The 12,257-nt window shown below is 39.3% G+C and carries 13 protein-coding genes; 7 read left to right on the top strand and 6 right to left on the bottom strand.

The window, feature by feature from the left end:
- The first annotated feature begins 144 nt into the window (after positions 1–144).
- Positions 145–849 carry a hypothetical protein gene (locus tag IPF37_05915; GenBank protein QQR49058.1) on the top strand — a complete coding sequence of 235 codons (705 nt, stop codon included), beginning with the start codon at positions 145–147 and terminating at the stop codon, positions 847–849.
- Entirely contained in the window at positions 806–2,827 is a 2,022-nt protein-coding gene (locus IPF37_05920; GenBank protein ID QQR49059.1) for a hypothetical protein, read from the top strand. Before IPF37_05915 ends, IPF37_05920 begins: the two co-directional genes overlap by 44 nt.
- A gap of 60 nt (positions 2,828–2,887) precedes the next feature.
- Here the strand turns inward: IPF37_05920 and IPF37_05925 are convergent, their stop codons facing one another.
- A complete protein-coding gene (locus IPF37_05925; GenBank protein QQR49060.1) occupies positions 2,888–3,424 on the bottom strand; it encodes a fasciclin domain-containing protein in 537 nt (178 codons plus the stop codon).
- A 163-nt stretch (positions 3,425–3,587) separates the two neighbouring features.
- On the opposite strand from IPF37_05925, the gene IPF37_05930 reads away from it, so the two are divergent.
- The 3 genes from IPF37_05930 to uppS are packed head-to-tail and all read left to right on the top strand — an operon-like array spanning position 3,588 to position 6,995.
- Positions 3,588–4,991, top strand: a complete 1,404-nt coding sequence (locus IPF37_05930) for an ABC transporter substrate-binding protein (GenBank protein ID QQR49061.1) — start codon at positions 3,588–3,590, stop codon at positions 4,989–4,991.
- A gap of 16 nt (positions 4,992–5,007) precedes the next feature.
- Complete coding sequence (locus tag IPF37_05935) at positions 5,008–6,093, top strand: hypothetical protein (protein ID QQR49062.1); 1,086 nt, start codon at positions 5,008–5,010, stop codon at positions 6,091–6,093.
- A gap of 23 nt (positions 6,094–6,116) precedes the next feature.
- Positions 6,117–6,995 (top strand): di-trans,poly-cis-decaprenylcistransferase, encoded by an 879-nt coding sequence (uppS, locus tag IPF37_05940; GenBank protein ID QQR49063.1) that lies wholly within the window; start codon positions 6,117–6,119, stop codon positions 6,993–6,995.
- Here uppS and IPF37_05945 read toward each other — a convergent pair.
- Positions 6,964–7,464, bottom strand: a complete 501-nt coding sequence (locus IPF37_05945; protein QQR49064.1) for a hypothetical protein — start codon at positions 7,462–7,464, stop codon at positions 6,964–6,966. The two genes, uppS and IPF37_05945, sit on opposite strands and share 32 nt — an antisense overlap.
- 123 nt (positions 7,465–7,587) lie before the next feature.
- Between IPF37_05945 and IPF37_05950 the strand changes: the two genes are divergently transcribed.
- Complete coding sequence (locus IPF37_05950; GenBank protein QQR49065.1) at positions 7,588–8,025, top strand: SWIM zinc finger family protein; 438 nt, start codon at positions 7,588–7,590, stop codon at positions 8,023–8,025.
- A gap of 76 nt (positions 8,026–8,101) precedes the next feature.
- On the opposite strand, the gene IPF37_05955 is transcribed toward IPF37_05950, so the two are convergent.
- Positions 8,102–9,754 (bottom strand): ankyrin repeat domain-containing protein, encoded by a 1,653-nt coding sequence (locus IPF37_05955; GenBank protein QQR49066.1) that lies wholly within the window; start codon positions 9,752–9,754, stop codon positions 8,102–8,104.
- A 28-nt stretch (positions 9,755–9,782) separates the two neighbouring features.
- Here IPF37_05955 and IPF37_05960 point away from each other — a divergent pair, with 28 nt between their 5' ends.
- Positions 9,783–9,932 (top strand): hypothetical protein, encoded by a 150-nt coding sequence (locus IPF37_05960; protein QQR49067.1) that lies wholly within the window; start codon positions 9,783–9,785, stop codon positions 9,930–9,932.
- Positions 9,933–9,962: 30 nt separating this feature from the next.
- On the opposite strand, the gene IPF37_05965 is transcribed toward IPF37_05960, so the two are convergent.
- From IPF37_05965 to IPF37_05975, 3 genes are all read right to left on the bottom strand, one after another.
- Complete coding sequence (locus IPF37_05965; protein QQR49068.1) at positions 9,963–10,589, bottom strand: hypothetical protein; 627 nt, start codon at positions 10,587–10,589, stop codon at positions 9,963–9,965.
- Positions 10,590–10,599: 10 nt separating this feature from the next.
- On the bottom strand, positions 10,600–11,556 hold the full coding sequence (locus tag IPF37_05970; protein QQR49069.1) for a hypothetical protein: 957 nt from the start codon (positions 11,554–11,556) through the stop codon (positions 10,600–10,602).
- Positions 11,557–11,655: 99 nt separating this feature from the next.
- A complete protein-coding gene (locus IPF37_05975) occupies positions 11,656–12,255 on the bottom strand; it encodes a hypothetical protein (GenBank protein QQR49070.1) in 600 nt (199 codons plus the stop codon).
- Between the last annotated feature and the right edge of the window lie 2 nt (positions 12,256–12,257).

A 12,257-nucleotide genomic window follows, 5' to 3' on the forward strand; every position in this document is an offset into this window, starting at 1 on the left:
TTAAAAGCATCTGCACGACATTGTTTTGCAGATGCTTTCTTTATGCAAAACTCATCTTGCAAAAAAATAAAGAATCAGTAGCTTGATTGGAATGATGTACTCGGTTGGTCATCATGAAGATAAAAAAGGGAAGAGGAGAAGTGTATGCGTCCAATCAACAGTAGAATATTTTTCTATGCATTTTTTTTAGCGGCGAGTAGTTTTACTACTCAAAGTTTTGCCATTAGCGGGGATGACGAAGATCCGACTGCGCGTCTAGATTTGAATATGAAAAGATCGCCTTTGGCAGATGCAGAAGTTAAAGCCATGAAAAAAATGGTTGAACCAAAAAAAATGGCTCAACCTGTCGAAGAAGTTCAATTGAGCAATGAAGAAAATGATAAAAGCGGCATGGGTTTACCGGAAGATGATGACGTATTAAGAAAAGTTCGTAAAAAAGTTAAAGGCGAAGATGAAGGCGCTTACAATATTTTAAAGCAAAAAGTTTTTGAAGTTTTAAAAGAAAACGCCATTGCCGACAAATTAAATCAAAAAATCAAAAAACGCGAAGGCATGGATATATCGACCGTATTTGGTGGTCGTGTTCGTGAAGATTACTTTTACTATGCCAATCCAACGTCATTTCGAACTGATTTGAATGACGAAGCGGCTTATTTCAGAAATAAGCTTGAAGTAAAATGGTATGCCTTCCAAGGTATTCGTAAGTATCACCGTCCAGCATCGTTGGCAAAAGTTAAGCTTTCAAACTATTCATTTTGGAAAGATAATCCAGGCGAAGCGCAGAATCTTACCAGCGAACATACGTATGCCGCAAACTCCGTATGGCAGGTTACAATCAGTAAATCTTGATGGTGCTCAAACGTCAGATGCGCATACGCATCGTTCGTTGGTTCCGTTGGTTTATTTGGAAGAAGCGTGGTTTGATATTCAATTTGGTACGTTTGTAAAAGCATTGAAAGATTATCCGATTTCTTTCAAAATGGGTTACTTTCCGTACTGGATTGGTCGTGGCCTTTCGCTTGGCTCGCATGATGACTTAGCGCTTACATATGGCGGCTGGCAAGGCGATAACGATCAATTTCGTTTTCCAGTGATGCCTCCGGGGATTTTGATTCGTGGACAACTTTCAGATGAATGGACATGGGATTTTTATTACAACAAATGGCGTGAAGTAAGTGATTCTCCAGAATCGTTGATCATCAATGTTGTACATCAAGACAGACTTTCAGGTCATCGTCCAGAACGCGGCAGACATCAAGATCGCGATACGTGGGCATTGCGCTTTGACTTTAATAAAGATTTAGATGGTAAAGGTAGCCTGCTGTTTGAACCATACTTTGTTTATACCCGCGCACCAGAACAAGCGCTTGAGCACGAAGGCGATGCACGCGCAAAGCTGGGCACTGTTGGTTTTATGATCGATTGGAAGTTTAAAAATTGGGAAGTTAATATTGAAGCTGCTGGACAATTTGGCCATCAGCATGTTTTTGATATTGATCGCAATGTTATTGAATTGCGCAGAAATCGTCAAACAGGACAAGTGCAAGAAGTTTTCAGTCATGTGTATTTTGATGGCATTTCACCAGAAGATTCATTAGCAAATGCGCTTGATTCGGCGCCTGGGATTTCTGCTGGAGAGGCTGCTTTAGCTATGGCAAGTTTATTTCCTGTTGCTGGTGGTGCGTACGATCCTCGTGATGTCAAAAAAGTTCCTGTGCGTTTATCAGATCAATATCCATCATCTATTTATCCTAGAACTGACTTAAAGGACTTAATTAATCAACCACAAAATAGAAGTGCTGACAGAAATGGTCAGCCTATTATTTATGCTGACGGGACACCAGTAACGGTGACGGTAGCTCTTGGTGCCGAGACTTTACCTGGTGGCGTTGCTACTGCGCATAAAATGTACAATGCGGCGTTTTTTGGTAATAATCGTTTCAGAAATTTTTATAAGCTTGATTACGATGGCTTTTTGGCATTGTGTGATGTTGCTTATAATTTTGATCATGGTCAAGTGGCGGTTGCTGGTGGTTACATTGGCGGGGATTCGTATCCGTACAATGAAGAAGTTAATAAAAACTACAGTACGTTTATTGCACAACGTGCGGGTTATCGCGGTTTGCATGTGCAGCCAGTTTATATGATGGAACGGCTTGTGTTAGCGCGTCCTGTTAATATTGAAAATCGCAATTTTTATGCAAATAACCACTTCCGTGACTACAGTAACTTACAATTTGTAGGTGCTAGTTTTACGTGGAACCCGCTAAAAGATAAGCGTGCGTTGAGTATTAATCCAAACGTTATGGCGTTCTGGGAAGTTGGTGATTTGCAACGTTGGGATAATGAAAATTCTGAGCCATTTGGTGATCTCAATCATAATGTAATTGATGATGCAATAGACGCAGTTGTTGGGTTTAGTAATCCAGCTGGCGATAAAGCAGTTGCAAAAGCTTTTTTTGCAGCTCTTCCTACTGCTCAACAACAACAATTGACCAATTTTGCTAACGCTTTGCGTGGTAGTAAAGATGGTCAGATTGCTCTTGTTCGCGACAAGCAACAGTTCAAAGGTTGGTTGAGCAAAGAACAAGCAAGTAAGTTTTTGGGTGTTGAGTTAAACGTCTTGATTGATTACTACATTCAAAAAAATGTCAGATTTTATATGAGGGCTTATGCCTTCTTTCCTGGCAAGCTTTATAGAGATTTGCAAGGTCAGCCAAACGAATTTACGGTTCGCTTTAATCAAAATGGCGATGACTTTATTTTCAATTCTCAAGGCACGAGTACATCACTTGGTTTCTACACCGGGTTTGATTATCGTTTCTAAGAATTTTGATTGATTATTAAAAAAACGGCGCTGTGTTGTAAAAGACAGCGCCGTTTTTTTTTAGAGTGCTTCGTCAGGTTCTACATCCAAAAGGGTATCGATAATGTGCACCACGCCATTGTCGCCTTTCAAATTTGGGACCACAATGCTGGCCTTTGCTTTGTATGCTTGAATTTTACCTTTGGCTACTTTAAGTTTCGAGCCTGATGCGCGTTCATATTCTGGTCGTAAAGCATCTGCTGCTTCATTCGCTTTAAAACAGACATGTTGTTTGAGCAACGTGCGTAATGTTTTTGAACGCGCTTCTGCCGGGCCACCTTCAATAAACCCATCTTTGGCGGCAATCTCTTTCATTTTTTCTTCTGAAAAACCTGCTTTGGTAAGTGCATTGTTGCTTGGTGCAAAAATAATGACGGGCACATACAAGCCGTAAACCGGTGTAAATTCATTTGCTTGTGCAATCTCTTCCGCTTTGGCCAAATGCATGGCCAAGGTAAAAAGGCGTAAATCTTCTCGTTTGCTCATAATGTCCCATAACGTTTCTGCGTGCAGTGTTGTTGCGCATAAAAAAAATAAAAGGCCGATATATTTTTTCATAAAAGCTCCCCTAAAAAGTGGTACTGGTTTTTTTGTTCGATTGCTACGTTGTTTTATTAAAAATATAAAAAATTTAGTCATGCTGAGTAAATGATTTCTTTATTCAATCGTTAAACTCTTGACTTATGAATGGCTTCAATAACAACTTAAAAGAGTAAAAAAAGTGATTATTGAAAAAGGGAGTAATGTGGTGGTGCTCAAAAAAATAGTACTTATAGTTATGTGCGGTAGTTTTAGTACTTTGATGGGCGAAGTGCAACAACAGCCATCAACGTTGCCGGCCCAGCAAGCGGCACAGGCACAAATCCCACCAAGAAGTTCAGAAAAGCTAGTTGTGCAGCCGCAAGCACAAATACCGCCACAAAGTCCAAGCGAGTCAGTTGCTCAAGCAGCGCTAGTACCTGAGCAAGCACCAGTTCCAGAGCAAGAGCAGGCAGCAGTGCCTGTACAAACCGATGGTGCGGGCTATCCGCTTATTCCGGTAGTTCAACACAAACAAGGTCTTACCGAAATTCCCCTTTGCACAAGCTTTTCATTGCAAGGAGACAATATTTTTGTTGGTGAGCTGATGCAGAGCGCGTCCAAACATTTTTTTAAAGAAATGAGTGCGGTGCTGCGTAAATATGAAGGCGCTTGGTTTACCTTGCGCGACAAAGGGAATAATGACCAAGGCACTGGCAAGTTGGCAAAGATGACCGCCACCATGTCGCCGTTGGTGCTTGGGTTGGTTGGTACTGAATCATTTTTTTCGATTGAACGTTTGTTGCAAGAAAAAAAGATGGCGTTACTTTTTCCAACCGAAGGAATCAACTCGTTGCGCCAGGGCCAGTATGAAAACGTTATTTATTTCAGACCTTCGTACAAAAAAGAGCTGGAGGCATTAATTGATTATACGCTCAACAAGCGCTACAAGCGCAAGATTGCTGTGTTGTATGAAGCAAGTGAGTGGGGCGAGGGGATTTTTACTGATTTGAAAGATTTGTTAACGCAGTATGGCATTGAGCCGGTTGTGTGGGCATCGTTTCAACAAGGCACAGTAGAAATTGGCTTGGCGCTGGATCGTATTGCGCAGGCCAAGCGTACGCCAAATGCGATTTTCTGTTTAACGCAGCCGCGTGCGGCCTACACGTTCGTGCGCAATGCGCTTAACGTTGGGTTGCATAATGCATTGTTTATTGGGCTTTCAAATTTAAATATTGTTCAATCGCTCATTAAAACATCGCTGGGTATTGATATTGTTGTTTCTTCCGTGGTTCCAAATCCGCAGACGTCAACGATTCCGTTGATTAATGAATACAAACAAATGGCGCAGGGGTTGTTGGTTTCTCGTGCCGACTCTCCGTACTTTTTGGAAGCATTTATTGGGCAGCGGTTGTTGGTTGAGTGCTTGATGCGCTTGCAAGGGCCGCCCACGATTGAAAATATTATTCAAACGCTTGAAACGTTTCAGAATATGGATTTTTTAGGTTTGCCAATACATTTTAATAATCGTGAGCGGGTTTTGGGACATGATGTGTGGATTAATCCTGGTATGACACGGCCGTGGGTGCTTGGTCGGGCCAGTTGAATACAAGGATGGTTTTATGACAACAAAACAAAAAAAAAGTTTTTTTAGCTTCAATGTGTGGAGCGTTCAATTTAAATTTTTTCTTTTAGCATTCATGCTTATTTATTTGGTTGGGTTGGTGCAGTATGTGGTTATGTATTTTCGAGCTGACGACCCCATCCCACAAGTTACCACCATCGATGCGATCATGCGGCGCCAATCACGTTATTTTGCAGCCAAAGTTCGTGCTGGTTTGTATGTTAAAAATTTTGCTGTTTTTGATTTTGAAAAAAATGATTTTACGGTTGATGCGATGGTCTGGTTTGAGTTTAATAAAAATGAAGTCATGCTCAAAACAATAGAAAAATTTTCATTCGAAAATAGCAAGATCATGTACAAATCCCCGCCCAACGTAAAAATTAGTGATGATCGTATTTTGGTGACGTACGACATTATTTTTTCCGTAAAAACTGACGTAAGTTTTCATCGATTCCCGCTTGAAGATCATCGGCTGTCGTTGGTACTAACTAATGACTTTGTATCGCCAAGCGAGATGTATTTTGATGACGAAGCCGATTCATTGTCATTTACTGTTTCCGATAAGCTGTTTACGTCAAATTGGCGGGTGCATTCGTTAGATATTCTTTCTGGCTACGCTGCGTTGCATTATGATACGCATCGCAAAGAACGTCGTATTAACACGCCAAAGGTTGTGTTTACGATCAATTTTAAAAAGTCTGGTCTCAAGAAAATTATGGTTATTTTTGTGCCAATTTTTATTGCTATTCTCTTTTCTTTGTTTTCGTTTTTGGCTAATTACAACAATCTCTATTCTCGTTACGGGTTGACTATAACGCCGATCACCGCCTTGCTGGGCTATCGTTTTGTTATAGAAAACATGAGTCCCTCGGTTGGTTATTTTACCGTGAGTGATAAATTGTACGTATTTTTCATGTTGTTTTCACTTGCTATTTTTGCATTTCAGCTATGGTTTTCGCGACAATTTACGGGTAAAGAAGAGCCAGGGCCTGCTGCTGTCCATGCAGAAAAAGTATCATCGATTGTTTATTTTATTTCGATGCTTATTTTTGTTTTGGCAGTAACGTATATTATTTTAGTGTGAGGATGGTGCAAAAAAAAATGATCATGAAGACGCGGCTTGTATTATTTTTTTCTCTGGTTTTTTTTTCATGTTCATTGTGTGCTCATCAATCTGACTTGCTTGAAAATGTGCTGACAAGTACCGCCAACTCGCTGCTTGATCTGGTGAGCACGAATTCAAGTTCTTTCATTTGTGGCGTAAAAAGTCATAGCGGGCTTATTGTGCAAGCGGTTGAAAAACTTAAGCATGTTGCGATTATTCCAGATGGCAACCGCCGCTGGGCGCGTAGCAAGGGACATGAATCGTTGTATGGCCACACTGTTGGCTTTTCGCAAGTGGCGCCGCGCGTAATTGCAGATTTATTCGATCTTGGTGTGCATACCGTTACGCTGTGGTGCTGCTCGCCAGAAAATTATAACCGCTCGGTAAAAGAAGTTCGCAACGTTGGTTTGGCGTGCAACACAATGCTTAACACCTTGCGCGCTCATGCCAAAAAAGCAGGTGTGCGGATTGTGCGGCTTGGCCGCAAAGATCGTATACCGCAAACGTCATTAGAATTAATTGAGTTAACGGAAAAAGAAACATTATTGTATTCAAACCACGTGCTTAATTTGGCAATTGATTATGGCAGCACCGACGAAATTTGTCGTGCGTGTACCAAATTGGTGGGGCAACTTAAACCAGGCAAAACGATCACGCCCGATATGTTTGCACAAACGCTTGATACGTCAGGCCAGCCGTACCCCAACCCCGATCTCATTATTCGCACGTCGGGCGAAAGTCGCCTGTCTGGTTTTATGATGTGGCAAGCGGCGTACAGCGAGCTTTATTTTACGCACAAACATTTTCCTGAGTTTGATCGTGCGTTGTTGATCGAGGCTATTACTGAATTTAGCAATCGCAAGCGCCGCTACGGGCTATAGCGTCTTCTACTTTTCCCCAATGATCGTCAGAACCTTGGTAGAGACAGTGCGAGCAGTGTTGTTTTGTTGCATTGGCAACGCGTATCATGCCATTTATGGCAGCTTCATATGATTCTTTAGTTGTTAGGTTGAGGCAATCTTCGAAGTGAGGCTTATACTCATTAAAATTATTTTTGCCTTCAGTCATTTCGCGTAAAGACATACCAACCAAATTGCCAACTAATCCACCAAAATCTAATTGATTGGGGCAATGTTTACATTGTATTTTTGGGTCGAGATTGTTTTTTTCAAAATGGTTTTCGCATGCTTGCAGACATAACGAGAGATAGCCAAGAATTGCGCAGATATCAAGTTCCACGGATCGCAAGATTAGTTTGGTTTCATGAACTGGTTCTGCAGTACTTTGGAGTGAGTTTGAAAGAAAAAGCATCATGCAAAAAAATAGTGAAATTTTCTTATGATTCTTCATGGCTACCTCTCTAAAATTATAAAAATTTTAATGAAAATACCGCAATTTTATGGTAGTAAAACTATAGTTTTGTTTGCAACGAAATTAATAAAAATCCAGCAAAGGATCAGGGATACAATGATGATGAAGTTACGTAGAGAGCATGTTAAAGCTTTTATTGCAGAGCCATATTTTTCTCGAGGAGAAAATTATTTTAAAGATGGTCAGATCAAACTCATTTCAGTCTCAGAGACGGTAATCAAAGCAAAAGCATCCGGTACAAGAGTTTATAAGGTAGAAGCGAACTTTAACAATAATCGTATTGATGGTAAGTGTTCCTGTCCAGCATTTGAAGAGTTTGGACCGTGTAAACATTTGGCAGCTACGTTATTGACATTGATTGCTCATAATGATGGTCGTACTTATCGCTCATCAAGACAATCTATGGATCAGATAGCGGAACATGAAGAGTTTGAGCGAATGCTGAAGCGTAAAACAAAAAATGAATTGATCGAAATTATTGTGTTATTAAGTAATGATTATCCAGAAATAATCGATGAATTAAGCAATGAGTACGAATAGTACGAGTGAAAAATAGTAGCAACAAAAAGCGGCCGCATTTGAATATAAAAAATTCAAATGCGGCCAAAAATTATGTTTATGCCAAAAGAAGTGCGATGTCTTTAAAGCCTTTACTTTGTGCTAATGTTTCTGCTGTTTGCCCAATAAATTCTCCGGCGGTAATGGCTTTGGTTTTGTCGGCGCCATGTGCCAAAAGAATTTTTACGCACTCGGTCTGGCCATTGCTGGTAGCACTATGAAGAGATGTAATGCCGTAATTGGTCATGGCATTAACATTAGCGTTGTGTTCTAGAAGAATTTTTACGCATTTAATATGGCCTTTGAAGGAAGCATTATGAAGAGATGTAATGCCGTCATTGTCTGTAGCATTAACATTCGCGTTGTGTCCTAGAAGAATTTTTACGCATTCAATATGGCCCTTGGCGGAAGCATTATGAAGAGATGTAGCGCCGTAATTGGTCATGGCATTAACATTAGCGTTGTGTCCTAGAAGAATTTTTACGCATTCGGTATGGCCTTTGTCGGAAGCATTATGAAGAGATGTAGCGCCGTTATTGGTCATGGTATTATTAACATTAGCGTTGTGTTCTAGAAGAATTTTTACGCATTCGATATGGCCATTGTTGGTAGCATAATGAAGAGATGTAATGCCGTCATTGGTCATGGCATTAACATTAGCGTTGTGTTCTAGAAGAATTTTTACGCATTCATTATGGCCATTGTCGGAAGCAGAATGAAGAGCTGTAATGCCGTCATTGTCTGTAGCATTAACTTCCGCGCCACGTTCTAGAAGAATTTTTACACACTCGGTATGGCCATTGCAGGTAGCATTATAAAGAGATGTAATGCCGTTATTGGTTATGGCATTAACATTAGCGTTGTGTCCTAGAAGAATTTTTACGCATTCATTATGGCCATTGCCGGAAGCAGAATGAAGAGATGTAGCGCCGTTATTGGTCATGGCATTAACGTTGGCGCCATTTTCTAGAAGGACTTTTACGCATTCGGTATGGCCATTGCTGGTAGCATAATGAAGAGATGTAATGCCGTCATTGGCCATGGCATTAACATTAGCGTTGTGTTCTAGAAGAATTTTTACGCATTCATTATGGCCATTGCCGGAAGCAGAATGAAGAGCTGTAATGCCGTCATTGTCTGTAGCATTAACATCAGCACCATGATCTAAAAGAATTTTTACACACTCGGTATGGCCATTGCAGGTAGCATTATAAAGAGATGTAATGCCGTCATTGGTTATGGCATTAACATTAGCGTTGTGTCCTAAAAGAATTTTTACGCATTCAATATGGCCTTTGAAGGAAGCATTATGAAGAGCTGTAATGCCGTCATTGGCCATGGCATTAACATTAGCGTTGTGTTCTAGAAGAATTTTTACGCATTCATTGTGGCCATTGCCGGAAGCAGAATGAAGAGCTGTAATGCCGTCATTGTCTGTAGCATTAACATCAGCACCATGATCTAAAAGGGCTTTTATGTATTCAGGATAGCCATAGAAGGATGAATAAAGCAGATGCGTACGGCTTTGATTGTCTGCTGCGTTAACATTGGCGCCTTGTCGTATAAGATTTGTTAATTTTACAGGCAGGTTGTTAATGGCCGCAGAATGAAGCGAGATAATATTTTTTCTTGTTGATGAGATATTGATAAACAATGTTAACGTGAGTGCCAATGCACAGAAAAATAATAATGATATAAATTTCTTATTCATGACAGAGCTCCTTTTTTTTGAAGTGAATGTGAAGATTTTATTGGCAGAGTATATCATCAATCAATCATGGACAGAAGTTTTATTGTTTTTGAAATATAGCGATTCTGATTATTGCATTTATGGGAAAAGCTGGGATTTAAAAAAAGCGGCCGCATCATGTTTTAAACTCGAAACATGATGCGGCCAAAAAATTATTTTTATGCTAGATTTATCGATCGAGCATCTCTTCGATAATTTCTTTCTGTTCTTTAGTAACGTAAATTCCCTTGATGTTGTGATTTAAGAAATCATTTAAGCTTGTTTTGTCATAGTCATCAAAAGAATCATCATACACTTTTTTTATATTTTTCAGGGCCTTATGAATAAGTTCTTTAGCTTCTAAATTTTTACTTTGAGAAAAATAACGTTGAGCAAGGTCAAAGTAACTCCAGACATTTTCGGGATCAAGAGCGATGGATTCTTCTAGAAAAAATATTTGTTTTTCGCGATTTCCTTTGAATTGAAAAAAGCAAGATGCCACATAACGAAGCATAGAATTCAACTCATTCGAAGAGCTTTTGAGCGATGTTAATTTATTCATGAAATGTTCATCAGCTTCTTCAAATAAACAAGTATTTTTAAGGTAAGCCAGGAGTATGAGTGCCTGGGCGTTATCAATATCGAAAGCTAATATTTGTTCGAGGTGCTTAGTACATTTAACATCATCGCCTCGAGGCGGCTCTATTTCTAAAAGAGCAAGCTTAAATAGTAGATATATGTTTTGTGGATCTTGATGTAATTCTTCTTCAAAGATTTTCTTTAATTTTTCTTCGCGTATTTTATTTAATTCATACATTGTAATTCTTTCATTGTTCGAGCCAGTTTATGGTATTTTTGCATATGCGATTTGAGTTGCCTACGTAGCCATTAAGACTTCTTACTATGCCATCTGCGATATTTATATTGATATCCACCTCTAGGCCGTTAATAATAGTTTTGATACAATTTTGACCGTTTTTTAGCATCCCGCAAGCGTCTACTTTGTCAACAATCTTTTTTAAACGACTAATTATTTCAGCTTGTGTGTTGCCCAATTTCATAATACCTTGTGCGCGATGGTCGTTTGAAAATACATGTTTCAATTTAATTGCGTCATCGTTGTAGGACTTTATAATGCCATTGGCTCTTCGAGCACCATTATTAATAGCTGTTTTTACAGGCTCGAGTAGTTGAGCAATTCTATGTTTAAGGCCTCCCGTCAGTCTTGTTAGCAACGAGTTTACTAGTTCTTGTTGATTTTTTATAGCATTGACAAGAGGCTGTATGTTTTTAAATCTGAGGGCATTGCGAACAGTGCCATGTAACAACATCTCAGTCACCATAGCAATAGCTTCTTCAGGATTGTCTTGAATGAAAAGAGCTGAATTTGATATCATTTGTTCAACGCGAGCATGAAATTCTTCGGGATTGCTGCAAGCAAGGTTGATGGCGTCGATTGCTTTGGTTAATGCGATGCCGGCAAGTCTGACCGGGCTTAAGAATCGGTCAACCAGGTGCATAGGAAGTTTTCTTGGGTGGCTAATAAGATCAATCCATTGTTCTCCATAATTCATAAGCCCTTTGCCTGCGCCGTGTGCGATGATATTAGTCAACTGCACGGTTCCTTCGCTTGCGCGCATTAAAAAGTAGGAAAAGTCTGAAAGATTAAACGCAACGACTGGGTTTGTTTGTGATTTTGCAAGAGCGGTGTAGTAATAAATTACGGGCGCGGTGGTTTCTAGATGGGGATTGGAGAAAATTCTATTGTTTTTGAAGTGCTGCAATTTCTGATTTATGAGCAAAGCTGGGATTTAAAAAAAGCGGCCGCATCATGTTTCGAATTTAAAACATGATGCGCCCTAAAAATTATTTTTATGCTCAATTTATTGATCGAGCATCTTTTGAATAATATTTACCATTTGTTGAGTGAGGTAAGTTCCTTTTATATTGTTACCTAAAAAATCATTTAGGTTGGTTTCATCATATTCAGATGGGTCATCTGTATATACTTTTTTTATATTGCCAAGAGCTTTTTTAACAAGTTCTTTGGCTTCTAAATCTTTACCTTGTTCGAAGTAATTATAAGCAAGACCGACATAATGAAACACATTTTTTGGATCAAGTGCTATGGATTCTTTTAGAAAAAATATCTGTTTTTCGCTATTGCCCTTGAATTGAAAAGCCCAAGAAGCTGCATAGCGAAGCATCGAATTTAATTCATCAGAAGGGCTTTTAAGAGATATTAATTTGTTTATTAAATCTTCTTCTGCATGTTCAAATAAATTATAGTAGTGAAGATAGGCGAAGAGTATGAGCGCCTGAACGTTATCTTTATCTAGAGCTAATATTTGTTCAAGGTATGCAATGCATTTAACATCATCGCCTTCGGGTGGCTCTATTTCTAAAAGGGCTAATTTAAAGAGAAGATCTATGTTTTTTCCATTTTGATTTAATTTTTTTTCAAGAATTTTTTTATTATTCATTG

This window comes from bacterium (assembly GCA_016699045.1).
In the GTDB taxonomy this organism is placed as follows: Bacteria; Babelota; Babeliae; order Babelales; family RVW-14; genus AaIE-18.